This window comes from Ralstonia pickettii (assembly GCF_016466415.2).
GTDB classification, from domain to species: Bacteria; Pseudomonadota; Gammaproteobacteria; order Burkholderiales; family Burkholderiaceae; genus Ralstonia; species Ralstonia pickettii.
The window spans coordinates 729,296-755,449 of record NZ_CP066772.2 but is presented as its reverse complement, the minus strand read 5'-3'; the positions used below and the strand labels follow the sequence as shown (position 1 = coordinate 755,449).

The window sequence follows — 26,154 nt, the reverse complement described above, 5'->3', positions numbered from 1 at the left end:
CAACCCTCCCCGCCTGACCTGCATCAACGGCAAGCGTTTTCGTCACCCAGCAACTGCAGTGGCCTCAATCTCGACAGCCAGCCCGTAGTGCAGCGTCGGTACCGGCACGACAGCGCGCGCCGGACGCAACTCGCCGATCCACGCGCTATAGAGCGCATCGAACGCGGGCCAGTGCGATTCCATGTCAGTCACGTACACGCGCACCTGCACCAGACGCGAGCGGTCTGTGCCGGCAGCGGCAAGCACAGCGTCGAGGTTCGACAGCACCTGCCGCACCTGCGTCTCGAACGGCGCGTCAACGAGCTTTTCGCCGGTGGGCGTCACGGGAATCTGTCCGGCGACGAACACGAAGCCATTGGCGCAGACCGCGTGCGAGTAATGCCCCGCAGGCGGGCGCAGTTGCGGCGCGTTCAGGTAGCGTGCATCGCTCATTTCGCTGCCTCCGCGCCCAGCACAAGCTTGGCGAAGAGTTGCAGATCCACATTGCCGCCCGACAGGATCACGCCAACGCGCTTGCCTCGCACATCGACCTTGCCGTTCAGCACCGCAGCTGCAGCCAGGCAGCCGGTGGGCTCGACCACCGCCTTCATACGCGAGGCGAAAAACTGCATGGCGCTGACGAGTTCTGCATCGCTCACGGTCACGATGTCGTCAACCAGTTCGCGAATCACGGCAAACGTGTAGTTGCCCAGGTGTTGCGTCTGCGCGCCGTCGGCCAGCGTCTTGGGTGTATCGATGTGGACGATCTCCCCCTTGCGAAAGCTCTGCTGGCCGTCGTTACCAGCCTCGGGCTCCACGCCGAAGATCTTGCACGCCGGGTTCAGTGCGCGCGCCGCCGTGGCGCAGCCGGAGAGCAGACCGCCACCGCCCAGCGGAGCGAGCAGCACGTCAAGCTGGCCGACCTCTTCGATCAGTTCCTTCGCCGCCGTGCCCTGCCCGGCCATCACGTGCGGATGGTCGTACGGCGGGATCAGCGTGAGGCCATGTTCTTCGGCCAGCTTGCGGCCGATGGCTTCGCGGTCTTCGGTGTAGCGGTCGAAGAACACCACCTCGCCGCCGTAGCCACGCGTGGCTTCCACTTTCACGACGGGCGCGTCCTTCGGCATGACGATGACGGCGCGCATGCCAAGCAGCCTGGCCGACAGCGCAATCGCCTGAGCGTGGTTGCCCGACGAAAACGTGATCACGCCGGCCTTGCGCTGCTCCGGCGTGAATTGCGACAGCGCGTTGTACGCCCCACGAAACTTGAACGCGCCCATGCGCTGAAAGCTCTCGGCCTTGAAGAACAGCTCGGCGCCGGTCATGGCGTTGGCGGTGGCAGAGGTCAGCACCGGCGTCTTGTGGGCCACACCCTGCAGGCGGGCGTGGGCGGCAACGACGTCGTCGTAGGAAATGGGCAGGCTCATGCGAGATCCTCGGGAAGGTAGGTGTAGACGGTGGAGCGCGCCACGCCCAGCGTTTGCGCGACTTCAGTCAGCGCGCGGCGCAAGTTCAGCAAGCCGCTGGCGGCCAGCTCGCGCATGGCTTCGCGGCGCTGGTCGAGCGTCATGGCCATGGGCGTGGTGTTGCGTGCGGCGGCAAATTGTTCGAGCGCGATGCGCACGTCTTCCACGCGGCGGGAGCCGAGCGACTCGGGCACCGGCGGCGCAGCCACATCGACGCGCATCAGTTGCGTGAGGCCGGTGGTCACGGCATGCAGCATGGAGACATCCATGTTCAGGCAGATGGCCGCCACGTAATCGCCGCGACTGTTCTTCAGCCCGATCGACGTGCTCTTGGCCGGGCGCCCGTCGGGAAACCGGTTGGCGTAGTTCTCGATGACTTCCGGGAAGTCGGGGTCGGCCAGGCGCGCGAGTCCCAGTTCCGTCACGGCGTCGCCGACCTGGCGGCCGGACAGGTTGTTGGCGATGGCGACGACGGCATGATCGGGATCGGTCAGGTCGTGCAGGACGACTTCCACCAGCGGCGCCAGCGTCTTGCCCAGCGCCTCGATGATCTTGCGGCCTTCGCGCAGCAGAAGGCGGTTTTCTTCGATGGGCTTCATAGCACTGACGATACGTCAATTACTGACATTTTGTCAATGTCTGCCTCGATCTCTTCGCGCGCAACGTCTTCAATATCCGGGCGTACGGCAACGCACAGTCCTGCAACTTCATTCCCATTCAGCCCGGCCGCACACTGGCATTGCGCGTGGCACACAACTTCTGAACTTGGTTGGTCCAACAGAAGGCGCTTGTGTGGGCGCCCCCGTTTGTTCGCCGAAAATGCTGCCCGCGACGGGACGGCGAGCGGGCTTGTGAAACCCGCCCGCTCATGCCGGTGAGAGCGGCCAGCGGATGGGCTTAAGGCTGGCTCATGCCGCCGTCGGCAATGATTTCCGTGCCGACAATGAAGGCCGATCCGGGCGCCGACCGATGCAGCACCGTCGACGCAATCTCTTGCGGCCGGCCAAAATGGCCCAGCGGCTGGCCCTGGATCTGTGCGGCGGCCGAGCCGATCTCGTCATTGGTGCGACGAACGAGCCGCCGTCCATTCCCAACCTCGTGTGGTTCGAGCTGGGCGTGGTGGAATGGGTGTTTGCCGTGTCGCCCCGGCATCCGCTGGCAGCCATCGACGCGCCCCTCACGCGTGAGGAAATCGCCCGGCATCGCGCCGTGGTGGTGGCCGATTCCGCGCGCACCACTGCCGGCCGCGCCTACGGCATGCTCAGCGGGCAGCCCACGCTCGCCGTGCCCAGCATGCGCGCCAAGACACTGGCCCAGCGCGACGGCCTGGGCGTCGGCTGGCTGCCGAGACACCGTGTCGCATCCCTGCTTGCGCGCGGCGATCTGATTGAAAAGCGCACTACCGATCCACGCGAGCCGAACCTGCTCTACGTCGGCTGGCGCAGCGGCGTTGGCGACGGTGAAGGCCGCGCACTCCAATGGTGGCTGGAACAACTACGGCAGCCCCGTCTGGCCAGGCGGCTGGTGCAGGGCACCGACACATTCGCCTGAAACTTCGCCGGGGCATCTGATGTTGCCTATGCTGGGATGGCGCCGGCGCCGCATTGGCCGTCTGCGCCTCCAGGCGTCGCCGACTGTTGCGGAATGATCAAAGTTGCAGCGTTTGTCTTCTGACAAACCCTCGGGTTGGTCAACGCCCGCTGTCGGCCAGCGTTAATCGGTCACGCACGTATATTCGTGCCTCGTTGAGGGTCTCGCTATGAAACTGTCTGCGTTGATGTTTTCCATGGGTGCGCTGGTGATGGGCTCCGCCTTTGCCCAGGGCACCGCCGCACCTGCCACCGCTGCGGCAGCAGCCCCTGCGGCCGTTCATGCGGTCTGCAAGGACGGCACGCCCTACAGCGGCGCGACGCTCAAGGGCGCTTGCCGCGGCCATGGTGGAGTCGACAAGAAAGCCAGCGCAGGCGGTGCCCCAGCCGCCGCGCCGGCCGCCCCCGCAGCAACGCCTGCGGCGCCGGCCCCGGCCAAACCTGCCGCAGCGGCTCCAGCTGCGCCTGCCGCCGCGCCCGCCCCTGCACCCGCAGCCAAGCCCGCCGCCGCCACGCCCGCCAAGCCTGCCGCGGCCGCCGCAGGCACCGTTGCTCCCGGCGGCGGCCCGGACAAGGTGTGGGCCAATGCCAGCACCAAGGTCTACCACTGCCCGGGCGATCGCTACTACGGCAAGACCAAGCAGGGCGAATACATGACCGAAGCCGATGCCAAGGCCGCCGGCATGCGCCCGAGCCGCAACAAGGCCTGTACCAAATAAGACGCGCCTGTAGCAAAACCGTACGCCGCGGCCCACCGGGGTCGCGGCGTTGTCTATTTCAGCCGGACCACCGCGCCGCATGCCCCCAAGCAACGAACATCCCGCCACCGCCCTGCAACATCCGGAGAGTTTCGCCCCGCTGGATGCGCCGCCCCAGCCGCCACAGCAGCGGGTGGTGCGCGACGTCATCGCCGGGTTCTCGATTGCAGGTCTGTTGCTGCCCGAAGCCGTTGCCTATGCGGGCATCGCAAGCCTGCCGCCGCAAGCCGGGCTGATCGCGCTGATGTGCGGCCTGGTGGTCTATTCGCTGCTCGGCACGAGCCGCTTTGCCATTGTCTCGGCCACGTCATCGTCGGCCGCCGTGCTGTTTGCGACGGCGCTCTCGGAGCCCGGCGCCAGCAGTGCGACGGCACTCACGATGGCGGCGGCGCTCATCATCGCGACGGGTGTGCTGTTCATCCTGGCGGGCGCGGCGCGGCTGGGCGGTATGTCGGATTTCATCGCGCGGCCGGTGCTGCGCGGTTTCACGTTTGGGCTGGCGCTGACGATTGCCATCAAGCAGTTGCCCAAGATCCTCGACGTGGCCGTTCATCACAGCGACACGCCCCGCGTGGCGCTCGACCTGATTGCCGGCGCGGCTGGCGCCAACCAGTACAGCACGGCATTGGGCGCCGTCGCACTCGCGCTGCTCTTCGGCCTCGGGCGCTGGGGGCGCATTCCGGCCACGCTGGTCGTCATCGTGCTGGCCATCGCAGCCGGCTACTGGATCGACTGGCATGCTCACGGCATTGCCGTGGTCGGCCATATCGACCTGCAAAACATCAGCTTCGGCGTACCCGACCTGGGCCGCGCGCAATGGATGCAGAGCGCCGAACTCGGTTTCGCGCTCATGCTGATCCTCTATGCCGAGTCCTACGGCTCGATCCGCAATTTCGCGCTCAAGCACGGCGACAGTATCTCCGCCAACCGTGACCTCGTCGCACTGGGCTGTGCGAATCTGCTCTCGGGCCTGCTGCACGGCATGCCCGTCGGCGCCGGGTATTCCGCTACGTCTGCCAACGAAGCCGCGGGTGCGCAATCGCGGTTCTCGGGGCTGTGCGCGGCGGCCGTGGTGGCGCTGATCGTGTGGCTGTTCCTGCCGCAGCTCGCGCGTATTCCCGAGCCGGTGCTGGCGGCCATCGTGATCTTTGCGGTGAGCCACTCGCTGCATCCGGCGGTGTTCAGACCTTACTGGGCCTGGCACCGCGATCGGCTCGTGGTGATTGCCGCATTGCTGGCCGTGCTGGTGCTGGGGGTGCTGCACGGGTTGCTCGCCGCAATCGGCGTGAGCTTGCTGCTCACCCTGCGCAAGCTTTCCGAGCCCAACGTAAGCGTGCTCGGCCGCCTGCGCGAGAGCCACGATTTCGTCGATGTGTCTCTGCACCCGGAGGCCAAGCCCGAGCCCGGTGTGCTGATCGTCCGGCCCGAAGTGCCGCTGTTCTTCGCCAACACCGAACGTGTGCTCGGCAAGGTTCGTGCGATGCTCCAACAACCGCACGAGCCCGTGCTGCGCGCCATCATGCTGAGCCTGGAAGAAACGCCGGACGTGGACGGCTCGGCCATCGAAGCGCTGCGCGTCTTTGCCGCCGAATGTGCGGCGCGCGGCCTGCAACTGATGCTGGTGCGGCTCAAGCCGCGTGCGCTGACCGTCCTGCAGCGCGCCACCGACGACACGCTGCGCCCCGAGATGCTGCACGAGTTGAGCGTGGACGAATGTGTGCAGTCGCTGGCGACAGCGCCCAGCACACCTGCTGGCGCCCAAGTCGACAACGCCAAGGCATAGGATGGTGCGCGAGGCGCGTCTGCCCCGGGACCGGCGTATCAGCGCGAGGCGTTGCCCGGTGCACGCGCGCCTTCAAGAATGATGCGCGCGAGCTTGGCGTAATCGCCATCAAAGTGATGGCCGCCCGGCAGCTTCACGAGCTGCACCTGCTTCGGGTCCAGGCCCGGGCAGTTGGTGTCCTTCTCTTCCTTGCCGTAGATGCACATGCCCAGGCCCGCCGGCAGCTTCTGGACCTCGGGCAGGATTGGCAGGCCGGATGCGCTGCTCGACACCCAGTTGGTCATGTGGAACTCAAAATCGGCACGCTTGCCCAGGCCCATCATGACCGCCAGCGCGACATGCTCGCGCGACGCCGCCGGCAACCGGTTGACGATGAAGGGCAGCACGTCTGCGCCCTGCGAATAGCCGATCAGCAACGCCTTCTGCTTCTTCCAGCGCGCAGCGTAAAAGCGCACGAGGCGGTCCATGTCTGCGGCGGCGGAGGCTGGCGTGCGCGGCGTCCAGAAATAGCGCAGCGAATCGATACCGACCACCGACACGCCGGACTTGGAGAGCGCCGCGGCGACCTCCTTGTCCAGCCCTGCCCAACCGCCATCCCCCGAGAGCAGCACCGCGAACAGTTCGGACGACGTACCGGGCTGCGCGGGCACCTCGATGATCGGCAAGTCGGAAACCGCCGCAGGCGGGGGCGGGGGCGGTGCTTTGCGCTGCGCGACAAGCTTGGCGAAGGCGGTTTTGAATGGCTCGGTGGCGGTCACGGGCGGCGCATTGGCAGCCGACGCGGCGGCCGGCAACGCCACCGATTGCGCCCCCGAAATCGTATCGATGAAGGCTTGCGTGGCACGCGCTTCGCACAGCGGACCGGAGCGCCGCGCAAACGACGTCGGTGCGGACGATTGCAGCGCCACCCACGGCGCAGACAGCTTCGTGGCGGGCAGCAGGACCACGCCCGCGTTTTCTGGCGGCTTGACGCGCTTGGCCGTGGTGCGGCTCTCGCTCATGCGGCGGCTGAAGTGCACACCCTCGCCTTTGCACAGCGGCTTGTGCAGTTCCAGCACCGGGCAGAACTCCATCGACATGGCCCCGGCAAAGATGTTCGGGCGCGCCTGGGCAATCATGGCGTAGGCCAGCGCACCGCCTTCGTTGTCGCCAACGAGGATGGGCGGGTAGTAGCCGGGTACCTTTTCGTAGGCCTGCAGGAAGCGGCTGAAGTTTTCGAGATCGCCATCGGGGAAAGCGCAATCGCCCGGATCTGCCTCCAGGCTGGCGAACAGCGCAGGCGTCGACAGGCCTGCCACCAATGCGCCCTGCTGGGCGAGGCTTTCTGCCATGCGCGATGCGGCGGGCGCCCAGCCCAGATCGCCCGACAGCATCAGCACGACGGAGCGGATTTCGCCCTTCGGCTTGTAGACCGGCACATCGCGAAAACGCCCGTGCGTGACGAACTCGACCGCGCCCGGTGCGGCGGCGGGCGTAGCGGGCGCCACCACCGGCAGCGACAGCACGCCGCCGTTGGCAGCCTTGTTGGCCGTCACGGCCGGCCCGCTCATTTGCAGCCGAGGCGGCATGTCACCGCGCGGCGGCACTGCCACGACACCACTGGCGCCCGTCATGCCCACGGGAGGAATCAGCACCGCGCCCTGCACGGGCGTCGGTTTGGATGTAGGCGCAGGAGCGTCGGCGGCGATGGCCCAGGACGCTGCCAGCACCATGCCGACCGCACCCACATGCCCGGCCAAACGCAAGCCTTTGCGTAGCACTCCCCGATGCCGCGCCTCTTGCGTGCGCGGTGCTTGCCAACTCATTTGGAGATCACTCCCTTCAAGCCGCCGCCGATCAGCGCAGCGACGTCCGTCAATGTGAACAGCGGCGCGATACCGCCACGTGCGAGCAGGTAGCGGGCTTCCCACACGGGCTCGAATTTGTCCTTGAAATTGCGCAGCCCCCTGAAATTGTAGAAGCGCGCACCATGCCGGAACATCATCCGTCCGAAGCGGTGCCAGCGCGGCGCAAGCTGATGCTCAACCATGCCGGACATCGGCGCCATGCCCAGCCCGAAACGCTGATACCCCTGCGCCTGGAAGTGGAGGATGACCTTGCCGAACAGGAAATCCATCGTGCCGGGCGGCACGTCGCTGCGATAGCGCATCAGGTCCACGCTCGCCTCGATGCGCAGCACGTCGGGGCACATCAGCGTGGCAAACGCCACGATGACGCCCTCGCGGCGCACCACGGCCACGGGCTGGCTGCGGATGTAGCGGTCGTCAAATGCGCCGAGCGAGAAGCCTTTCTCGCGCGCGTTCTGATTGCGCAGCCATTCATCGGAGATGGCCCGCAATTCGTCCAGGACGGTCGGCACGTCTGCCGTCGGGATGATCTCGAACGACAGCCCTTCGCGCTCGCCGCGCGTCACGCCATGGCGCAGATTGGCGCGGCGCGAGCCCTTGAGGCTGAAGTCGGGCAGCGACACATACGCCTCTTCGCCCAGCTTGTAGGCACGCAGGCCGGCATCGAGATACAGCGGCAGCGTCTGTGGCCGCGTCTTGTAGAACGCGGCGCGCCCGCCATGCGCGTCGGCCATTTCGATAAAGCGCCAGATCAGCTCGGGCCACTCCTGCTGCGCGCCCACGGGGTCCGACAGCGCCACCCACGAGCGCCCCTGCTTGGCGTACATGATGAATGCATTGCCCGACGGCGAGAACAGCAGGCTTTTGTCGCCCATCAGCGCGAGCGTGGCGTCGGCGGCGGGCTGCCTGCGGACGATCTCGGCCGCGCGGGCGAGTTCTTCGTCGCTCGGGTAGGTGGTAACGCCCGGCTCCTTGCGAAAGAGCTGCCACATGCCGAAGCCGAGCCCCGTCACGGCAACGGCCATCAGCGCGCGGATCGAACGCGGCGCATCCCCGTCGAAGGTGAATTGCCACCAGAGCTGGTTGGCGTAGGCCACCTCGCGGTAGGCGAAGAAGAGAATCCACACACACGCCGCAAACACGCAGACCATGGCGAGCAGCCATCCCGCCTCCAACCGCTGCGAGAACAGCGACGACGGCCGGTCAAACTGCCGGCGCGAGATGACGAGCAGCAGCGCCAGGGTCACCAGCACCGCCATCTCCGACACGGCAATGCCCTTGGGCAGCGCCAGCACGCCGGTGAGCAGCGACAGCACCAGCGCCGCCCACCATGCAGCATCCAGCCGGTGCAGCAGCCCGCGTGCGACAAACAGCATGATGAACCCGGCCACGCTGCCGATCATGTGCGAGGCTTCGACCACGAACAGCGGCACGTGCATGCGCAGGAGGTCTTCCGCTTCGTCGCTGGCAGGGGTGACGCCCGAGACCAGCAGCATTACACCCGCCACCATCGTCAGCGCGGCCAGCAGCCCTGGCGACAGCTTGACCGCAGCGCGGCCGAACGGCGCCCCGGCGCCCGAGCGCAACTCGAACGCGCCGAGCATGGCCGCAGCCACGACAAGCGGCAGCAAGAAATAGATGACGCGGTAGAACAGCAGCGCGGCCAGCACCTCGGCCGGCGGCGCCTGGCCGCTGCAGCCAAGCAGGATGACGGCCTCGAACACACCCAGGCCCCCCGGGCTCTGGCTCAGCACGCCCAGCGTGACCGCCAGCGCATAGAACGCCACAAACGTCGGCAGGTCGACCGCGCCTGCCGGCATCAGCACCCACAGCGCCGCCGCGGCCGCAATCATGTCCGCCGCTGAAATCGCAAACTGACGCGCGGCCAACCCGGGCGGCGGCAGGCGGATCTCCCAGCGGCCGAAGAGCATCACATGGCGCTGGCGCATGCACAGCAGCAGCAACGCAACGACGCCCGCCAGCACCAGCAAGGCCACCACTTCGAGCAATGCCACCGGCAGATGCGTAATGGCGGCGATGTGCGGCGCGCCCCAGAGCAGCCCGACTGCGCCAAAGGCGGTGGTGGGCACGCCGAGCGCCCCGGCATCAAACGCAACCGCCTCCGTCACGCGGGCGGCGTCGACCCCGGCCGCCGCGTACAGGCGCGTGCGCACCGCCCCGGCTGTCAACGAACCGAGGCCGATGGTGTTGCCCAGCGCGTAAGCGATGAACGAAGTGGTGGCGACCGTGGCGGGGGCAACGTGCGCGCCGGCATAGCGCAGGCCGGACGCGTCGTAGCCGGTCAGGGCGACGTAACTCAGCCCCGTGGCCAGCACGGCGAGCAACAGGTGCGAGCGCGGCGTGGCCTGCAGCGCGGCGACCATATCGGCGTAGTGCACGTGATCGAGCAGCGCATACAGGCTGTCGAAAACCAGCGCGCCCAGCACGAGCACCACACCGATCACGATCCAGCCGGCGAGGCCTAGGCCCGATTTGGATCGCACGGGCGTGGCGGGCGCGGCAGGCGGGGGGCGGGCCGAAGATCGGCGCGATGTTGGACTGGCGTCGTTGGACGCGGCGTCAGGCATGGTGAAAAACGAAATCCTGCTGGCTTGGCGGAGTGCCGGGTCGAAGCGATATGCGAATCCGGACCCGAAGAAGTGGGAGAGCGCGGCAAGACAAACCGCCGAAGACCACGCTCCGCACGGTATCGACGTCTTGATTGGAGCCTGGCCTACCGGCACGGGCTTGTCGCGCGCGCCGGTTTTCTCTCGACCCGCGCTTCAGACGGCCCGTGTGCTGGATTCGCACGTTGTTTGCGGCCTACGTAATACGGCTGAAGCAGCCGATTCGTTGACACGCAGTCCGCATTTTACGGTTTGGGCGCGCTCCCCGGCGCCTTGGGCGGCACATCGGGCTTGCCGGCGTCGACGGAAACCGGGTCGCTCGCAGGAAAGGTTTCCTCAAGGCCCTCGTCGAGCAGGGCTTCCTCATGCGTATCGGCCACGGGCGGATGGGGGTTGGCGGGCGCCGGGGTGGGTGAGGCGCGATCGTCTGGCTCTGGCATGGCGTTCTCCAAGGATGCTTACCCAGAATAGGCAAAGCCGGCTTAACAGGATGACATGGAGGACAGCATGGGCATATGTCGGACCGGCGGTGGGTTCGGCGCCACGGGCGCGGCACTCAGCCGATGCTCAGCAAACCGTGCGCCAGCCGCCCCAGAAAGCGTTGCACAAACGGGATCGAATGGATACCCGCAAACGTTTTCTATGCTGACGAAGTCTTAGACAGTATTGCGTAGGAAGGAGGAGTCCGGTACACCATTGAAGCGATCGTTTTCAATATTTTCACAATTCTGCGCATGCCTTTACAGCGCGCCACTGGTGCACTCCTGCGGCGGCCTTCTCTGCTGATCATCGGCGCGTCGGCGCTGTCGCTGGTGCTGGCCGCGCTGACCGCGCTCTCGCTCTGGGAAATGCGCTCGGACGCACTGGCCCGCGCGCGCGATGCCGCCGACAACCTCGCGCTGATCCTGCAGCGCGACATCGCCCGGAACATCGAGGTGTACGACCTCTCGCTGCAGGCCGTGATCGACGGCGTACGCGACCCCGCCATGCTGGCGCTGCCGCCCAACGTTCGCCAGCTCGTGCTGTTCGACCGTTCGACCAATGCGCAGGACCTGGGCTCGCTGCTGGTGACCGACAAGGCCGGCGACGTGGTCATCGATTCGCACTCGGTGCCGCCCCGGCACATTTACCTCGGTGACCGCGATTATTTCCTAGTACATCAAGCCTCCGACGACGTCGGGCTGTATATCAGCGAGCCGTTCATCCCTCGCGCGAACGGCCTCGAGCGATCGCTGGGACTCAGCCGGCGCCTGAACGGCCCGCACGGCGAATTCAACGGCATCGTGGTCGGTACGCTGCGGCTGAACTACTTTCGGCGGCTGTTCGATGGCATCAACCTGGGGCCCCACGCCACCGTCACGCTGATCCGCACCGACGGCACGCTGCTCATGCGGCGCCCGTACAACGAAAAGCTCATCGGCCGCAACCTGGCCGATGCCACCGCGTTCCAGAAGCGGCTGCTCGCACCAGAAGGCTCGTATGTGGACATCGCGGGCATTGACGGTATCGAGAGGCTGTTCAGCTTCCGCCATATCGGCGACCACCCGCTGATCGTCACCGTTGGCCTTGCCACCGAAGACATCTACGCTGAATGGTGGCGGCGCGCGTGGGTGATCAGCGGCATCGTGCTGATGCTTGACGCGGTGTTCATCGTGCTGTCATTCCTCTTTGCGCAGCAGCTGCGCAAGCGGCTCGAGATGGAGCAGCAATTGCATCTGCTGGCCAATACCGACAGCCTGACCGGACTTGGCACGCGCCGCGCCTTGGATTCCGCCCTCGACGTGGAGTGGCGCCGCGCCAATCGGCATCACACCCCGATGGCGGTGCTGATGATCGACGTTGACGACTTCAAACCCTACAACGACAGGTACGGCCACGCCGCCGGCGACACCGCCCTGCGCACGGTGGCACGCTGCATCAACGACAGCATCAAGCGCCCCGGCGACTTTGCCGGCCGCTACGGCGGCGAGGAGTTCTGCGCCGTGCTCCCCAATACGGACCTCAGCGGCGCCGTGCGCGTGGCTGAAGCCATTCGGGCCGCTGTCTTGGCCGCTGACGAGCCCAACGCGGGAAGCGCATACGGCAAGCTGACGGTGAGCATCGGCGTGGCCGTGCATTCGGGCGTGGCCGCCGAAGACGACACGCTGGAAGACCTCGTTCGGCTGGCCGACGGACGGCTGTATGAAGCCAAGGCCGCCGGCCGCAACGTGGTCCTGCCCAGGCAGGAGCGGCCCAAGCTGGCTGTCGTCTAGCCAACACCCGTCGGGCACCCCACTTTGGGGGCATGCCATCATCGGCCACCGCTTCTGCACAATGCGCGGGGCTTTCAGGAAACCGCCGTGAGCAAACCTCCGCATTCCCACTTCGATACGTCTGCGCTGCCGCGCGAGCATCAATTTGCGGCGTGGCGGGATGCCGTGAACGCGCGTGCGCAACTCAAGAAGACGCTGTCGCAGGCGCGGGTAGACGTTCCGATCCAGTACGCCAAGCCCGTGGCGCGCTGATCAGTACCGCCCCGTTGCACAAGACGCCCCCGCCTCCGCGCGGGGCGTCTTGCATGGAAGGCGTATCATCCCGGCCTTTTCCCAAGCCAGGACAACACCATGACCAAGGCCACCGGCAGCTTCGAAGCGCTGGCCGCACGCGAAGGCGGCCTGCAGCACCGCCTCTCTTCTGCGCAACTCACCATGATCGCCATCGGCAGTGCGATCGGCACCGGCCTGTTCCTGGGCAGCGGGGCGGCCATTCAGTTGGCCGGCCCGGGCGTGATCGCCAGCTACGCCATCGGGGCGTTCATCGCCCTGCTGCTCATGGGGTGCCTGGCCGAGATGGTTGTCGCCCATCCCACTACCGGTTCGTTCGGCGCGTATGCCGAGCACTACGTGAGCCCGCTTGCCGGTTTCCTCGTGCGCTATGCGTACTGGGCGGCAGTGGTCTTCGTGATCGGCGCCGAAGTGACCGCGGTGGCGGTTTACATGGGGTACTGGTTTCCGGGTGTGCCGGCGTGGGTGTGGATCGTCGGGTTTTCGGCCGTGCTGGTGTGGATCAATGCAAGCAGCGTCGAGGTGTTTGGCGTGGCCGAATATTGGTGCTCGATGATCAAGGTGGTGGCCATCGTCGCGTTCCTGGCGGTGGCGAGCTACGCCATCCATCGCGCACCCGATGACGGCCCGATCGGCTTTCACAACTACGTGAGCGCGGGCGGCTTTCTGCCGCACGGATGGAATGGCGTGTGGTTCGGCGCGGTGGTCAGCATCTTCAGCTTCTTCGGCATCGAGCTGATTGCCGTGGCCGCCGGCGAGGCGCGCGAGCCGGAAGCTGCCGCCGCCAGCGCATTCCGTTCAACGCTGTTCCGGCTGGTGTTCTTCTACCTCTGCACGTTGGCACTGATGCTCGCCGTCGTGCCTTGGCAGCAGGCCGGCACGGGCAAGAGCCCCTTCGTGCGGGTGATGGAAATCCTCGGTATCGCCGGTGGCGCGGGCGTGATGAACTTCGTGGTGCTGACGGCCGCGCTGTCGTCGATGAACGCGCAACTGTATGTATCGACGCGCATGCTGTTCAGCCTCGCGCGGGGCGGGCAGGCGCCCAAGGCGTTGGGCGCGGTGAGCCAACGCGGCGTGCCGCTGCGCGCGCTGGCGGTGTCCAGTTCCGGTGCAGCATTGGCGGCCGTGCTGAGCGTGGTGCTGCCCGGGCAATCGTTCCTGTTGATGATGTCGCTAGCGATGTTCGGTGCGCTGTTTACGTGGCTCGTCATCTTTGTCACGCACGCGCGCTTCCGGCGCACGGCGCAGCGCGAAGGCCGCGCACTGCGCTTTCGCATGTGGGGTTTTCCGGTACTGACCACGCTTGGCGCGATCGCCATGGCGGTCATCATCGTCAGCACCGCGTGGATGCCCGATTTTCGGATGACGCTGGTGGTGGGGGTGCCATTTTTGGTGGTGCTGGCGGTGGTGTTTCGGTGGGTGCGCGGCCGGCAGTGAATGCCTGACCGCGCCCCTGGCATCAAGCCTGCGCCAGCGCCTGATCCAGATCGGCCAGCAGATCATCGATGTGCTCGATGCCGATCGACAGCCGGATCGTCTCCTGCCGCACGCCAGCCTTGGCAAGCTCGGCTTCAGACAGCTGCCGATGCGTGGTCGATGCCGGATGGGTTGCGAGCGACTTGGCGTCGCCAATGTTCACCAGCCGCGTGAACAACTGCAGTGCATCCTGAAAACGCGCCCCGGCAGCAAAACCGCCCTTCACCCCAAACGTGAGCAACCCTGGCGCCTTGCCTGACAGATACTTGCGCACGAGCGCGTGGTCGGGGTGATCGTCCAGGCTGGCGTGGCTGACCCACTCCACCTTGGCGTGGCCCCGCAGATGCCGGGCGATCTGCGCGGCGTTCTGCGTGATGCGGTCGATGCGCAGGCCCAGCGTTTCGATGCCCTGCAGGATCAGGAACGCGTTGAACGGCGACAGCGCCGCCCCGGTATTGCGCAGCGGCACCACGCGGGCGCGGCCGATATACGCCGCGTCGCCCAGCGCTTCCGTATAGACGACACCGTGGTAGCTGACGTCCGGCTCGTTCAGCCGCTTGAAGCGCGCCTTGTGCTTGGCCCACGGAAACTTGCCCGAATCGACGATCGCGCCGCCCAGGCTCGTGCCGTGGCCGCCCAGGTACTTCGTCAGCGAATGGACGACGATGTCGGCGCCGTGCTCGAAGGGCCGCGTCAGGTACGGTGTGGGAACGGTGTTATCGACGATGAGCGGCACGCCGTGGCGGTGCGCGATCTCGGCCAGCGCGGCAATGTCGGTGATGTTGCCGAGCGGGTTGCCGACGGTCTCGGCAAAGATGGCCTTGGTGCGATCGTCAATCAGCGCTTCGAATGAAGCGGGGTCGCGCGGATCGGCAAACCGCGTGGTGATGCCCGACAGCGGCAGCGTGTGCGCAAAGAGGTTGTAGGTGCCACCGTACAACGTGCTGGCCGAGACGATGTTGTCGCCCGCTTCCGCAATGGTCTGGATCGCATATGTGACGGCCGCCTGGCCCGACGCCAGCGCCAGCGCGCCGATGCCGCCTTCGAGCGCAGCGATGCGCTTCTCCAGCACATCGTTGGTCGGGTTCATGATGCGGGAGTAGATGTTGCCCGGCACCTTCAGGTCGAACAGATCGGCGCCGTGCTGCGTGTCGTCAAACGCGAACGCGACGGTCTGATAGATCGGCACGGCCACCGCGCGCGTGGTGGGGTCGGCGCTGTAGCCGCCGTGGACGGCTACCGTGTCGAGCTTCCAGGCAGGGGCCGTGGTGAGCGATTGCTGCGTCATCGTCGCGTCTCCGGAGGATTGATCTCCGGCGAGCATAGGGGGTGCCGTTCAGGACGCGAACGACCGTTTTTGTCTTTGGTTATGCGCTCAGGCGCTCTTGCCGGCGCACGCGGCGCGCTCCTTCTGCCAGTGTGTGATCAACTTGCGCAGCGCCGCGTCCCGCACCTCCAGGATGGCAAATACGCCCAGGGCGTCGAGCGCGGCGAGCACCTCGCTGGAATCGCATTGAGTTCTTGTTCTCAAAAGCCGTAAAGCTTGACCGGATTCGTCACAAAGATCATCTGCTGCCAATCCGCACGGTCGATCCACGTGGCAAACGTATCTACCAGCGTGGCATCGTCCGGCTTGTGCGCCTTCTCGGTCGGATGCGGCCAGTCGGTGCCCCACAGCATCCGCTCGGGCGCCATGTCGATGAATGCCTTCGCCACTGGCTCTACGTCTGCATAGGCAGGCGCGCCCGCCTTGGAATCGACATATGGACCGGACAGCGTGATCCACGTGTTCCCCTTGTCGACCAGGCGCTGCGCGGTACGCATAGCGTCGGACTGCATGCCACCGGGCTGCGGAACATGTGCGATGTGGTCGATGACGAGCGGACATGGCAGCGCAAGCAGATGCGACTCCAGTGCGGGCAGCTTGGCGCCTTGCACAACCAGTTCGATGTGCCACCCAAGCGCGCCGATGCGGGACGCCAGCGGCGCGAGCATGTCGACGGTGGTAGCGCCCGGATAGCTCAGGTTGAAGCGGATGGCCCGCACACCGGCCGCGTGCATTTCGGCAAGCTGTGCCTGCGTCACGGACGTATCGACCACCGCAACACCGCGCGCATTCGGCCCGAGACGCTTGAGCGCATCCAGCGTACAACGGTTGTCCGTTCCGTACGTCGACGGCGTGACCACCACGTTGCGCTGCATGCCCAAACGGGCCTGCACCTTGCGGTACTGCTCGATGCTCGCGTTGGGCGGACGCAGCGTGGTGCCTGGGGCGCTGGGGAATCGGTCATCGTAGATGTGCATGTGGCAATCCACGGCGCCGGCCGGCAGCTTGAATGTCGGCGTGGCGCTACCGCTGGACCACAGCTCTTCCGCTTCGGTAAGCCCCGGAACAGCGGCCGCCACGGCACTGGCACCCGCCATCTGCAGGAACCGCCTTCTGCTGAATGCGCGCATGATCAGGCCGTCTCCGTCTTGTTCAGCACCTGCGCTTCCGGCTTCGCGCGACTAAGCAGCAGCAACGTCGTCACGCTCACCAGCGTCAGCAACGCCAGCGGCATCAATGCCAGCGCATAGCTGCCGGTGGCCTGCTTGACCCAGCCGTACACGTTCACCATCAGGCCGCCGCCGATGAGGTTGGCAATCGCGTTGATAGTGGCCAGCCCCGCAGCGGCTGCACTGTTCGAGAGCATGCCGGAGGCCAGCGCCCAGAACGGCCCCTTGAACGAATAGGCCCCGACCAGCACCGCGCACAGCATCACCATGGTCGGCACGAGAGAGCCGCTGAGCGACGTGCCAAACAGGCCCAGGCCGATCAGCAGCATGGGAATGGCGGTATGCCAGCGGCGCTCCTTGAGGCGGTCCGAGCGGCGGCCCCAAACTACCATCAGCACCGATGCCACCGCATACGGCACCGAGTTGAGCAGCCCCGTCTGCATGACGGTCAACCCGAACGATTTCAGCAGCTGCGGCTGCCACACAGACAGCGTGCTGCCGGCGGCCGATGCGCACACGTCCACCAGCGCGAGGCACAGCACGTAGCGATTGCAGAACAGCTTAAACAGCGGCATCTGCGCGACTTTCTTCGGCCCGCGCGCTTCACCGGCCAACGTATTTGTGAGCCACTGGCGCTCTTCGTTCGACAGCCACTTGGCTTCCTCCGGCCGATTGGTCAGCACCCGCAAGCAGGCGATGCCCAGCAGCACCGTGGGAATGCCTTCGAGGATGAACAGCCAATGCCAGCCGCGCAGGCCGGCAAACCCGTCCATCTGCAGCAGCACGGCGGAGATGGGCGAGCCGATGAAGCTCGCCGCCGGAATCGCGACCATGAACGTCGCCACAATACGCGCGCGATGCGTTGCCGGAATCCAGTACGAGAGGTACAGCAGCACGCCGGGAAAGAACCCTGCCTCCGCCGCGCCCAGCAGGAAGCGCAGCGCATAGAACGATGCCGGGCCGCTCACCAGTGCCGTCGCAGCCGAGATCAGACCCCACGTGATCATGATCCGCGCGATCCAGATGCGCGCGCCGTAGCGTTGCAGCGCCAGATTGCTCGGTACCTCGAAGAAGAAATACGACACGAAGAAGAGGCTGCTGCCGAACCCGAATACGCGTGCTGTCAGCCCAAGGTCATGGTTCATCTGCAGCGAGGCCATGCCCACGTTGCCGCGGTCGATGAAGGCCAGCAGGTAGCAGAGCATGAGAAACGGCACGAGCCGCCAGACCACCTTGCGCAGGGTCCGCTGCTCGATTTCCGTCACACCGGTACTGCCCGTCACTTGCATGTGTGTCTCCTGGTGCCGACGTCTGCTGCGCGGCGCTGTTTGAATGTCTAGTAAGAAAGGTACTGCGATTGCGCGATCAGCGTGTTGCAGCTTCACCGGCATCGGCGCCGGGGTCGCCCAGCCAAGCGATGGACAGCGCTCCGATGAGCAGCACCGCCGACACCGCCAGCAGCGGCGCGGTAAAGCCCTGCGAGAACTGCTTGATGGCACCGACCATCGACGGGCCGACAAAGCCGCCAAGGTTGCCGACGGAAACGATCAGCGCCAGCCCGCCCGCAGCCGCGCGGCCCGTGAGGAAGGTGGACGGAATCGCCCAGAACGTGGCCTGGAACGCGAGGATGCCGCTCACCGTCAGGCACAGCGCGGCGAGCTTGAGCGCCGGTGCATCCAAGGCCGTGCTGGCCGCAAGCGCCACTGCTGCAACCACCAGCGCGGCAGCCACATACGGGACGCGGTTCTGCGCGCGGTTCGCCATGCGGGCCCACCACAGCATGACCACCGCACCCAGGGCATATGGGATGGCCGTCAGCCAGCCGACCACGGTGTGCTCGACGCCAAACTGCTTGATGATCTGCGGCATCCAGAGGCCCACGCCGATGGAGCCCACGATGCCGCAGAAGTTGATAAACGCCAGCACGAAGACGCGCCAGTTGGTCATCGCATCGCGCAGGGTCGTGCCGTGCTTGCTGGCGATGGCGCGCTGTTCCATGGCGAGGCGGCGCGCGAGCACGGCCTTCTCATCGTCGGTGAGCCATTTGGCCTTTTCAGGCCGATCCGCCAGCACGAACAGGCACGCAATACCGAGCAGCACGGCCGGCAGCCCTTCGATCAGCAACAGCCATTGCCAACTGCGCAGCCCATGCAGGCCGCCGAGTTCGAGCAACGCGCCGGAAAAGGGTGAGCCGATCATGTTCGCCACCGGAATGCCCACCAGGAAGGCCGCCGTCACCTTGGCGCGCCACTTGCCCGGAAACCAGTGCGTGAAGTACAGGTAGATGCCCGGCGTGAAGCCTGCTTCGGCAAGGCCCAGCAGAAAGCGCGCAGCCGCAAAACTCTTTGGCCCGACCACAAACGCCGTGGCCATCGAGAAGATGCCCCACGTGATCATGATCCGCGCGATCCAGATGCGCGCCCCTACCTTCTGCATGATGAGGTTGCTCGGGATCTCGAACAGGAAATAGCCGATGAAGAACAGCCCCGCGCCGAACCCGAACTGCTCGGCGGTCAGGCCAATGTCCTTGTTCATGGTGAGCGCGGCAAACCCCACGTTGGTGCGATCGAGATAGCTGATCACATAGCAGGCGAAGATGAACGGCAGGATGCGGCGGAACGCCTTGGCCAGCGTGCGTTCGCTCGCCTGGTAGTCCGCATCGGGCAGCGTAGCGGCGGAGCGCACATCCGCGCCATGCGCTGGCGTGGTGGCACTCAAAGTCTGGGACATTTGCATGGTCTCCTCCGTCGCGCTTCTATGAGCACTCAGGGTCGGGTATCGATGAGCTGGGGCTAGGGCGTGACTTTTGACTGCTTTGCCCGATGCGGCAGCGGGCCGGCGATGTCCATCTCGGTCTTGAGCACCGTGCCGGACACCGATTCGGTCATGAAGAGCGTCTTCATTTCGGGGCCACCGAAGCATAGGTTCGTGAGTGATGCACCTTTGGGGCTGGTCAAGATCATGTCCGGCTCCGCACGATGGTTCAGCACCCATGCGCGGCCGAGTCCGGGGTTGGCCACGAACAGCCGCCCCGCGGTGTCGATCGTCAAACCATCCGGGCCGCTCGGGCCGTACGACGTGAAGAACTGTCCGACCTTGCTGACAGAGCCATCGGCCTGCAACGGCACACGCCACACGCAGTTGCCGCGCGTCATGGCGACGTAGAGCACTTTCTCGTCGGGCGACAGCACGAGCCCGTTGGGGCTGGGGCAATTGCCGAGCAGCATGTCGAGCCTGCCTTCCGGCGAGAGGCGATAGACGCGCCCCGTCGGGTCTTGCAGGCCGGTCTGGCCCTGGTCGGTGAAGTACAGGTTGCCGTGCGAATCGAACGTCAGGTCGTTCACGCCCTTGAAGCGCTCGGAGTTGCGGCGCTCAAGATACGGCGTGACTTCGCCGCGCTTGATGTCGAGCAGCATCAGCCCGTTGCGGTAGTCGGTGATGAGCAGGTGCGCATCGTCGACGAACTTCATGCCGTTGGGCTCGCCGTCGTATTCGGTCACCAGTTCCCAATCGCCCACCATCGAGATGCGGAAGACGCGGCCGTGCGGGATATCCGTCACGTACAGATGACCGTGGCCGCGGCCGTCCGGGCACCACACCGGTCCTTCGAGAAACGAGTCGGTGGCTTGCCCGCCGCGATTGGCGCGTGCCCATTCCGTCTGGACATCGGGCTTGCGAAACTTGGCAGGCATGCGCGTGAAGACTTCGGCTTCACGCACCGCCGGTGGGGAAAGCAGGAACATGGACATCACGCCGCCGTGCGGGCACGTTCCTCGATCACCGCGAGCACATTGGCCGCGGCGCCCTTACCCATGTTCAAGTAGGCCGCGTCGCTCACGCCGCCGATGTGCGGCGACAGAATGATGTTCGCAACGCCCTGGAACGGGTGCGGTGCGGTCATCGGTTCCACGTCGAAGCTGTCGAGCCCCGCCGCACGGAGTCGGCCGTTGGCCAGCGCTTCCACCAGCGCGGCTTCGTCAATGAGGCCACCGCGCGCCGTGTTGACCAGAATCGCGCCGGGCTTGAAGCAGCTGAACGCGTCGCGGTTCAGCATCTTGCGGTTCTCGGCGGTCAACGGACAGTGCAGCGAGACCACGTCAGACTGCGCGTACAACTCACCGAGCGCCACCAGCTGGACGCCTGCCGGCGCCTCTTTCGTGTACGGGTCGAATGCAAGAACCTTCATCCCGAACGCCAGGCCGATGGCAGCAGTCCGGCGCCCGATCGCACCCAGGCCGACCAGGCCAAGCGTGCGGCCATCCAGTTCGATCGACTTGTGCGTCGCCTTGTCCCAATGCCCGGCACGCATGCGCGCGTCGAGCTGCGGGACGGACTTTGCACAGGCCAGAATCAACGCCCACGCATGTTCGGCCACGGCCGCCGCGTTAGCACCTACGGCAGCGCGCACAGCAATGCCACGCGCCGCGGCGGCGTCCTGATCGATGACGTCGATACCGCTGCCGTGCTTCGAGATCACCTGCAGGTTGCCGGCGGCTGCATCCATGATGCGGGCGTTGATCTTGCCGTAGCGCACGATGATTGCCACAGGCTTGTGCCGGGCGCAGAGCGCAACGATGTCGTCTTCGGTGGGTTGCTTGCCGGCAAACACGACTTCGAAATCGCCCAGCATGTCCAACGCCTCGGGTGCCAGGTCAGCCGCCGTGACGAGCAGGACAGGCTTGGTTGCAGTCGTGCTCATTACAGTGCCTCGCCTTCGGCCAGCATGCCCGCCGCGCGCAGTTCTTTCTCGAGCCAGCCGGGGCGCGTATCGCCCTTGCGGATCGCCGCAATGCGGGCCGCTTCGGCGTCCACCTTTTTCTGTGCGAGCACGAGAATGCGCTCAACGTCGGCACGCGGGATCACGACCACGCCATCCGCATCGCCCACCACCAGGTCACCCGGATGCACCGTCGCGCCGGCGGCGGACACGGGCAGGTTCACGCGGCCAGCAACGCTCTTGGTCGGCCCGCACGGGTTCAAGCCGGCAGAGAAAATCGGGAACGTGCCATTCGCCAACTCGTGCGAATCGCGCACCGCGCCGTCGATCACAAAACCGGCGATGCCGGTGGCGTGCGCCTGCGTGGCCATGATCTCGCCGATCAGCGCGCAACTCTGGTCACCCTTGCCGTCCACCACAATCACATCGCCGGGCTTGGCGACTGCCAGGGCGGCATGGATGGCGAGGTTGTCGCCCGGGCGAACTTCGACCGTTACAGCCGGCCCGGCCACTTTCATGGTCGGCGCGAGCGGTTTGACGCGACAGTTCAAGGTGCCACGGCGGCCGGCAACGTCAGCGAGGATGGCTGCCTGGAAGCGGGCCGCCGCCTCGACCAGCGCGGGTGAAACGCGCTCGATATCGCGAACGATGGCGGAAATGTTGTGCGAAAGGGTACTCATGAAAAACCTGCCTCAGACTGTGAAGTTGTACTATGTACAACACGGGTGTACTCAGTGAAACCACTATAGCCACGGCAAGCGGGTCGATCCACTAGCGTTTACCCTTTCGCCAGATACAACGACGTTGTACAGAGTACAATTCTGCCGTTCGTGAGTTCGGAGAGACGGAATGGGGAATGACGGCGTTGCCGCAGTGGAAAAGGCGCTGGCCTTGCTGGATTGCTTCAAGCCCGGGGCGGAAGCCCTGTCACTCGCGGCCCTCGCGCAAGCGTCGGGCATGCACAAGACCACGGTGTATCGGCTGATGAACTCGCTGGAGCGCATGAGCTATGTCACCCGCTCCGAGTCCGGCGCGTACTCGCTCGGACCGCGCCTGCTGTACCTCGGCAAGCTCTACGAGCAGTCGTTCCACCTGTCTTCGGTGGTGGAGCCGGTGCTGCACGCGCTGGCGGCAGCCACGCGAGAGAGCGCATCGTACTACGTCATCGATCACGGGCGGCGCCTGTGCCTGTTCCGCGCTGAACCGTCGGAAGGTCTGCGCGAGACGCGGCTGCCCGGCACGTCGCTGCCGCTGGACGACACGGCCATCAGCCATGTGCTGCGTTACTGGGGGCTGGGTGAAGCGCTGTATGACGGCACGCCCGAATTACCGCTGTTCACCTCCGGCGCGCGCGATCAGCACACGGCAGCATTTGCCACGCCCGTCTTCGGCTCCGGCGACAAGTTCATGGCCGCGCTCACACTATCGGGCGCAGCCTCACGGCTCGAAGCGGCGCGCACCACCGGCGATTTCGTCGCGAAGCAGTTGCAGGCAGCGTCCGAGCTGTCGCGCAAGCTCGGCGCAAGTACGGCATTGTGCGAACGCCTCTACGGCGCGTGACGTGAAGACGCTGCTCGAAGCCGAGCGCGCATCGCAGTGCTAAGGGCGCTCGGCGGATTCGGCCGGAACCTGCCCTGCCGGCGCTGCTTCGGTAGAGCGCTTCGCATGGCCAATGCGCTGCGCGTGATAGATGCCGGTGTGGCCCGAGAAGAGATAGCTCACCACGCAGGCAATGCCGGCAAACGTGCCGACTTCGGGGCCGAAGAGTTCCATCGCCATCAAGGTCGACGCGATGGGCGTATTGGCGGCACCCGCAAACACGGCAACGAAGCCCAGGCCCGCCAGCAGCGGGAACGGCAGCGGCAGCACGTAACCCAACGCATTGCCCAGCGTGGCGCCGATGTAGAACAGCGGCGTGACCTCGCCGCCCTTGAAGCCGGACGCCAGCGTCACGATCGTGAACGCCGCCTTGCCGGCAAAGTCGTACGCCGGCAGCGGCGTGTGGAACGCATCCACGATGACCGGAATGCCGAGGCCGAGATATTTGTCCGTCCCCAGCGCCAAGGCCGCCGCCACGACCACGCTGCCGCCCAGCACGGGGCGAAGCGGCCCAAAGGCGATGTGATGCTTCAACAGGCGGCTGAGCCGGTGCGTGAGCGCCGCGAATGTCATGCCCGCAAGACCGAAGACGATGCCGGCCACCACCACCAGGCCGATCGCGATGGGCGTGAGATGCGGCACAAACGGAATCGCATACGGCGTGTGGTGCACGCCCAGCAACGGCGGCACCAGGTCGCCCATGATGGCCGCGATGAAGCACGGGAGGATCGCGTCATAACGCAGACGGCCGATCGCGAGCACCTCCAGCCCGAACACGGCGCCGGCCAGCGGCGTGCCGAAGACCGATGCGAAACCCGCACTGATGCCCGCCATCAGCAAGATGCGCCGGTCCGCGGGCGCCAGCGAGAAAAGCCGCGTCAGGTAGTCCGCAAAACTGCCGCCCATCTGAACGGCCGTGCCCTCACGCCCGGCCGACCCCCCAAAGATGTGGGTGACAACGGTGCCCAGCAGGATGAGCGGCGCCACGCGCTTGGGCACGATCCGCTTCGGGTCGTGGATCTCGTCGATCAGTAGGTTGTTGCCCCCCTCCACCGAGCGCCCCGTGTAGTGATAGAGCAAGCCAACGGCAAGGCCCGCCACGGGCAGGAACCACAGCAGCCAAGGGTGTGCGGTGCGCGTGTTGGTTGCCCAATCGAGCGCCATCAGCAACACCGCAGAGCCAAGCCCGGCGAGCATGCCGACGAGCGAACCGAGCGAGAGCCAGCGCAGCAGATACCCGAACATGAGCAGCGGCTCGGAGCGTGTAGCCATTTTCTTCATGATGACCAGATTCGAAGAACTCAAACCTGAGCGACAGAACGTCGTTTGGGCGCGTGCCTACAACTTCCTTCGACCAGGAACTTGTAGGCATCATCAGCCGGTTGCGTGATCCGCAGACCGGCGGTTAAGGGAGGCATGCCATCTCCACAACGGGGCGCATTGTGCCTGAAGGCGGCCGCGGTCACAACCGGGCACAATCGCGCGCGCCCGAGAAAAAGGCCCGCCTCGCATCACACCGGGCGGGCTTTTTGGCTTCAGGCATGCAGCTTACTGCCGCAGACCTTTCACGCGGTCTGCGGTGATATCGGCGGGTTGCCCCTCAAACCGAATTCCGGTGTCACGGCTCACGCGGCCAAGGAGAGCGTTGTCCAATCGCATTCACCAGTGTGCGAAATTCGCCGTGGATTGTTCAATACTGTTCGATCCGGCATGCTGCATGGATTAAGCAACCGTCCCCAAGAGACCTCGCGCAGGAGACACACATGACCGCCCACCTGATCTTCGACGATCGCCCGACCGATGCCGATACGCTGCTCGCGCGCGGTGCCGCCCTTGCCGGCGGTTTGCGCCGCATGGGCGTGCAGGAGGGCGACGTGATCGGCGTACTGCTGCGCAATGCACCCGCCTACATCGACGTGATGCACGCCTGCCGCATCGCAGGGTGCTACTTCTGCCCGATCAACTGGCACTTCACGCCGGCCGAGGTGGAGTTTCTGGTGCGCGATTCGGGTGCCAAGGTATTGATCGGCCATCGCGACCTCGTCGATGCGGCAGAACCGCTGCTACCGGCACACGTGCAGCTGCTGCGCGTGGATGCAGAAGGCACCGACCGCGCCGACGGCTATGCAAACTGGCTTGCGCTGCAGACGCCGTACGACGGGCCGATCGTTTCTCCGCGCGGGCACATGGCCTATACCTCGGGCACCACGGGCCGGCCCAAGGGCGTGGTACGCCAGGCCGTACCGCTCGATCAGCTCGAGGCGCATCTGCAGAAGGCACGCGCCGTGGTGGCTGCAACCTTCGGCATCGTGCCGGGCTGCCGTGCGCTGGTGCCGGCGCCGCTCTATCACAGCGCACCCAGCCTCTTCGCACAGCAAGCCGCGCAGATGGCAGAGTTGCTGGTGGTGAACGCGCGCTTTGATGCCCTGCGCGTGCTCGAGCAGATCGAGCGCTACCGCATCGACACCGTCTACCTCGTGCCGATCATGTATGTGCGCCTGCTCAAGCTGACCGACGAAGAACGCAGCCGATACGACCTGTCTTCGCTGCGCTTCGTGGCGTCCACTGGTGCACCGTGCGCGCCGGAGATCAAGCGCCGCATGATCGACTGGCTCGGCCCCGTCATCTACGAAACGTATGCGTCGAGCGAGACCGGCATGATCACCGTGATGGACCCGCGCGAGGCGGCCGCCCGCCCCGGCAGCGCCGGCCGCCCGGTGTGCGACGCACGCGTGCGCATCCTGCGTGAAGACGGCACGCCTTGCCCCACCGGAGAGATCGGCCTGATCTATAGCCACCAACCCGCCTATCCCGATTTCACCTACCGCGGCAACGATGAGGCGCGCAGCAAGATCGAGCGCGACGGCCTGGTCACGCTCGGCGACATGGGCTACCTCGATGCCGACGGCTATCTGTATGTGTGCGACCGCGCATCGGACATGGTCATCTCGGGCGGCGTGAACATCTACCCGGCCGAGATCGAACATGCGCTGCTGCGCCACCCCGATGTGGTCGACTGCGCGGTCTTCGGCGTGCCGTGCGACGAGTACGGCGAGCGGCTTGTTGCCGTGGTGCAGACCGAACGCCAAGACCTGCAGGCCGAGTTCGTGATCGAATGGCTGCGCGGCCAGATTGCCGGCTTCAAGATCCCGCGCCAGATCGAGTTCACCACAGCGCTGCCGCGCGACGACAACGGCAAGATCGCCAAGCGCCGCCTGCGCGATGCATGGTGGGGCGACCGGCAGCGGCGCGTATGACGGCGCACGAACCGCTA

General features: G+C 65.9%; 22 protein-coding genes, 2 pseudogenes and 1 riboswitch. Of the genes and pseudogenes, 8 read left to right on the top strand and 16 right to left on the bottom strand.

What is annotated here, in order from left to right; all coding sequences use genetic code 11:
• Positions 1–42: 42 nt before the first annotated feature.
• The 4 genes and pseudogenes from RP6297_RS19625 to RP6297_RS19610 all read right to left on the bottom strand — a co-directional run.
• A complete protein-coding gene (locus RP6297_RS19625; protein ID WP_004627844.1) occupies positions 43–432 on the bottom strand; it encodes a RidA family protein in 390 nt (129 codons plus the stop codon).
• Positions 429–1,406, bottom strand: coding sequence for a threo-3-hydroxy-L-aspartate ammonia-lyase (locus tag RP6297_RS19620; RefSeq protein WP_009240419.1), 978 nt, complete (start codon positions 1,404–1,406; stop codon positions 429–431). Before RP6297_RS19620 ends, RP6297_RS19625 begins: the two co-directional genes overlap by 4 nt.
• Positions 1,403–2,044 (bottom strand): helix-turn-helix transcriptional regulator, encoded by a 642-nt coding sequence (locus RP6297_RS19615; RefSeq protein ID WP_009240418.1) that lies wholly within the window; start codon positions 2,042–2,044, stop codon positions 1,403–1,405. The genes RP6297_RS19620 and RP6297_RS19615 overlap by 4 nt, the downstream gene beginning before the upstream one ends.
• A gap of 298 nt (positions 2,045–2,342) precedes the next feature.
• Positions 2,343–2,489 (bottom strand): annotated as a pseudogene (locus RP6297_RS19610) (short-chain dehydrogenase); the annotation flags it as partial.
• Between RP6297_RS19610 and RP6297_RS19605 the strand changes: the two are divergent.
• The 3 genes and pseudogenes from RP6297_RS19605 to RP6297_RS19595 form a co-directional block, all read left to right on the top strand.
• Positions 2,487–2,996 (top strand): annotated as a pseudogene (locus RP6297_RS19605) (LysR substrate-binding domain-containing protein); the annotation flags it as partial. The pseudogenes RP6297_RS19610 and RP6297_RS19605 sit on opposite strands and share 3 nt — an antisense overlap.
• Before the next feature lie 208 nt (positions 2,997–3,204).
• The gene (locus RP6297_RS19600; protein WP_009240416.1) at positions 3,205–3,753 is read left to right on the top strand and encodes a sunset domain-containing protein; all 549 of its coding nucleotides are present in this window, start codon (positions 3,205–3,207) and stop codon (positions 3,751–3,753) included.
• A 79-nt stretch (positions 3,754–3,832) separates the two neighbouring features.
• Positions 3,833–5,575, top strand: coding sequence for a SulP family inorganic anion transporter (locus RP6297_RS19595; protein ID WP_009240415.1), 1,743 nt, complete (start codon positions 3,833–3,835; stop codon positions 5,573–5,575).
• A 38-nt stretch (positions 5,576–5,613) separates the two neighbouring features.
• On the opposite strand, the gene RP6297_RS19590 is transcribed toward RP6297_RS19595, so the two are convergent.
• From RP6297_RS19590 to RP6297_RS19580, 3 genes are all read right to left on the bottom strand, one after another.
• A complete protein-coding gene (locus RP6297_RS19590; protein WP_009240414.1) occupies positions 5,614–7,380 on the bottom strand; it encodes a virulence factor in 1,767 nt (588 codons plus the stop codon).
• Positions 7,377–10,010, bottom strand: a complete 2,634-nt coding sequence (gene mprF / locus RP6297_RS19585) for a bifunctional lysylphosphatidylglycerol flippase/synthetase MprF (RefSeq protein ID WP_009240413.1) — start codon at positions 10,008–10,010, stop codon at positions 7,377–7,379. The genes RP6297_RS19590 and mprF overlap by 4 nt, the downstream gene beginning before the upstream one ends.
• Before the next feature lie 284 nt (positions 10,011–10,294).
• Positions 10,295–10,489 (bottom strand): hypothetical protein, encoded by a 195-nt coding sequence (locus tag RP6297_RS19580; RefSeq protein ID WP_009240412.1) that lies wholly within the window; start codon positions 10,487–10,489, stop codon positions 10,295–10,297.
• A 294-nt stretch (positions 10,490–10,783) separates the two neighbouring features.
• Here RP6297_RS19580 and RP6297_RS19575 point away from each other — a divergent pair, with 294 nt between their 5' ends.
• From RP6297_RS19575 to RP6297_RS19565, 3 genes are all read left to right on the top strand, one after another.
• A complete protein-coding gene (locus tag RP6297_RS19575; protein WP_009240411.1) occupies positions 10,784–12,301 on the top strand; it encodes a sensor domain-containing diguanylate cyclase in 1,518 nt (505 codons plus the stop codon).
• Between the two features lie 87 nt (positions 12,302–12,388).
• Complete coding sequence (locus RP6297_RS19570; protein WP_009276996.1) at positions 12,389–12,553, top strand: hypothetical protein; 165 nt, start codon at positions 12,389–12,391, stop codon at positions 12,551–12,553.
• Between the two features lie 99 nt (positions 12,554–12,652).
• Positions 12,653–14,029 carry an amino acid permease gene (locus tag RP6297_RS19565; RefSeq protein ID WP_009240410.1) on the top strand — a complete coding sequence of 459 codons (1,377 nt, stop codon included), beginning with the start codon at positions 12,653–12,655 and terminating at the stop codon, positions 14,027–14,029.
• Positions 14,030–14,051: 22 nt separating this feature from the next.
• Here the strand turns inward: RP6297_RS19565 and RP6297_RS19560 are convergent, their stop codons facing one another.
• From RP6297_RS19560 to RP6297_RS19530, 8 genes are all read right to left on the bottom strand, one after another.
• Positions 14,052–15,356, bottom strand: coding sequence for an O-acetylhomoserine aminocarboxypropyltransferase/cysteine synthase family protein (locus RP6297_RS19560; RefSeq protein WP_009240409.1), 1,305 nt, complete (start codon positions 15,354–15,356; stop codon positions 14,052–14,054).
• 87 nt (positions 15,357–15,443) lie between these two features.
• Positions 15,444–15,566, bottom strand: coding sequence for a hypothetical protein (locus tag RP6297_RS22730; protein ID WP_255211629.1), 123 nt, complete (start codon positions 15,564–15,566; stop codon positions 15,444–15,446).
• A 29-nt stretch (positions 15,567–15,595) separates the two neighbouring features.
• The gene (locus RP6297_RS19555) at positions 15,596–16,525 is read right to left on the bottom strand and encodes an amidohydrolase family protein (protein ID WP_009276997.1); all 930 of its coding nucleotides are present in this window, start codon (positions 16,523–16,525) and stop codon (positions 15,596–15,598) included.
• 2 nt (positions 16,526–16,527) lie between these two features.
• Positions 16,528–17,853 carry an MFS transporter gene (locus tag RP6297_RS19550; RefSeq protein WP_009240407.1) on the bottom strand — a complete coding sequence of 442 codons (1,326 nt, stop codon included), beginning with the start codon at positions 17,851–17,853 and terminating at the stop codon, positions 16,528–16,530.
• A 76-nt stretch (positions 17,854–17,929) separates the two neighbouring features.
• Positions 17,930–19,294: an MFS transporter gene (locus RP6297_RS19545; protein WP_009240406.1), complete on the bottom strand. Its 1,365-nt coding sequence runs from the start codon at positions 19,292–19,294 to the stop codon at positions 17,930–17,932.
• Positions 19,295–19,356: 62 nt separating this feature from the next.
• Positions 19,357–20,307: an SMP-30/gluconolactonase/LRE family protein gene (locus tag RP6297_RS19540; RefSeq protein WP_009276998.1), complete on the bottom strand. Its 951-nt coding sequence runs from the start codon at positions 20,305–20,307 to the stop codon at positions 19,357–19,359.
• A gap of 5 nt (positions 20,308–20,312) precedes the next feature.
• Entirely contained in the window at positions 20,313–21,263 is a 951-nt protein-coding gene (locus RP6297_RS19535; RefSeq protein ID WP_009240404.1) for an NAD(P)-dependent oxidoreductase, read from the bottom strand.
• Positions 21,263–21,961, bottom strand: a complete 699-nt coding sequence (locus tag RP6297_RS19530; RefSeq protein ID WP_009240403.1) for an RraA family protein — start codon at positions 21,959–21,961, stop codon at positions 21,263–21,265. The genes RP6297_RS19535 and RP6297_RS19530 overlap by 1 nt, the downstream gene beginning before the upstream one ends.
• A 169-nt stretch (positions 21,962–22,130) precedes the next feature.
• On the opposite strand from RP6297_RS19530, the gene RP6297_RS19525 reads away from it, so the two are divergent.
• Positions 22,131–22,841, top strand: coding sequence for an IclR family transcriptional regulator (locus RP6297_RS19525; RefSeq protein ID WP_009240402.1), 711 nt, complete (start codon positions 22,131–22,133; stop codon positions 22,839–22,841).
• 39 nt (positions 22,842–22,880) lie between these two features.
• Here the strand turns inward: RP6297_RS19525 and RP6297_RS19520 are convergent, their stop codons facing one another.
• Positions 22,881–24,161, bottom strand: coding sequence for a voltage-gated chloride channel family protein (locus tag RP6297_RS19520; RefSeq protein WP_037028566.1), 1,281 nt, complete (start codon positions 24,159–24,161; stop codon positions 22,881–22,883).
• Positions 24,162–24,238: 77 nt separating this feature from the next.
• Positions 24,239–24,316, bottom strand: a riboswitch (Fluoride riboswitch).
• A gap of 327 nt (positions 24,317–24,643) precedes the next feature.
• Between RP6297_RS19520 and RP6297_RS19515 the strand changes: the two genes are divergently transcribed.
• Positions 24,644–26,137: an acyl-CoA synthetase gene (locus RP6297_RS19515; RefSeq protein WP_009240400.1), complete on the top strand. Its 1,494-nt coding sequence runs from the start codon at positions 24,644–24,646 to the stop codon at positions 26,135–26,137.
• Positions 26,138–26,154 lie beyond the last annotated feature (17 nt).

Bases quoted from the DNA above. Each gene is read 5' to 3' on its own strand.
- RP6297_RS19540 (WP_009276998.1), bottom strand. From the start codon at position 20,307: ATGTTCCTGCTTTCCCCACCGGCGGTGCGTGAAGCCGAAGTCTTCACG.
- RP6297_RS19565 (WP_009240410.1), top strand. From the start codon at position 12,653: ATGACCAAGGCCACCGGCAGCTTCGAAGCGCTGGCCGCACGCGAAGGC.
- mprF (WP_009240413.1), bottom strand. From the start codon at position 10,010: ATGCCTGACGCCGCGTCCAACGACGCCAGTCCAACATCGCGCCGATCT.
- RP6297_RS19575 (WP_009240411.1), top strand. From the start codon at position 10,784: ATGCCTTTACAGCGCGCCACTGGTGCACTCCTGCGGCGGCCTTCTCTG.
- RP6297_RS19555 (WP_009276997.1), bottom strand. From the start codon at position 16,525: ATGCGCGCATTCAGCAGAAGGCGGTTCCTGCAGATGGCGGGTGCCAGT.
- RP6297_RS19550 (WP_009240407.1), bottom strand. From the start codon at position 17,853: ATGCAAGTGACGGGCAGTACCGGTGTGACGGAAATCGAGCAGCGGACC.
- RP6297_RS19525 (WP_009240402.1), top strand. From the start codon at position 22,131: ATGGGGAATGACGGCGTTGCCGCAGTGGAAAAGGCGCTGGCCTTGCTG.
- RP6297_RS19520 (WP_037028566.1), bottom strand. From the start codon at position 24,161: ATGAAGAAAATGGCTACACGCTCCGAGCCGCTGCTCATGTTCGGGTAT.
- RP6297_RS19590 (WP_009240414.1), bottom strand. From the start codon at position 7,380: ATGAGTTGGCAAGCACCGCGCACGCAAGAGGCGCGGCATCGGGGAGTG.
- RP6297_RS19560 (WP_009240409.1), bottom strand. From the start codon at position 15,356: ATGACGCAGCAATCGCTCACCACGGCCCCTGCCTGGAAGCTCGACACG.
- RP6297_RS19615 (WP_009240418.1), bottom strand. From the start codon at position 2,044: ATGAAGCCCATCGAAGAAAACCGCCTTCTGCTGCGCGAAGGCCGCAAG.
- RP6297_RS19580 (WP_009240412.1), bottom strand. From the start codon at position 10,489: ATGCCAGAGCCAGACGATCGCGCCTCACCCACCCCGGCGCCCGCCAAC.
- RP6297_RS19595 (WP_009240415.1), top strand. From the start codon at position 3,833: ATGCCCCCAAGCAACGAACATCCCGCCACCGCCCTGCAACATCCGGAG.
- RP6297_RS19530 (WP_009240403.1), bottom strand. From the start codon at position 21,961: ATGAGTACCCTTTCGCACAACATTTCCGCCATCGTTCGCGATATCGAG.
- RP6297_RS19545 (WP_009240406.1), bottom strand. From the start codon at position 19,294: ATGTCCCAGACTTTGAGTGCCACCACGCCAGCGCATGGCGCGGATGTG.
- RP6297_RS19620 (WP_009240419.1), bottom strand. From the start codon at position 1,406: ATGAGCCTGCCCATTTCCTACGACGACGTCGTTGCCGCCCACGCCCGC.
- RP6297_RS19625 (WP_004627844.1), bottom strand. From the start codon at position 432: ATGAGCGATGCACGCTACCTGAACGCGCCGCAACTGCGCCCGCCTGCG.
- RP6297_RS19600 (WP_009240416.1), top strand. From the start codon at position 3,205: ATGAAACTGTCTGCGTTGATGTTTTCCATGGGTGCGCTGGTGATGGGC.
- RP6297_RS19515 (WP_009240400.1), top strand. From the start codon at position 24,644: ATGACCGCCCACCTGATCTTCGACGATCGCCCGACCGATGCCGATACG.
- RP6297_RS19535 (WP_009240404.1), bottom strand. From the start codon at position 21,263: ATGAGCACGACTGCAACCAAGCCTGTCCTGCTCGTCACGGCGGCTGAC.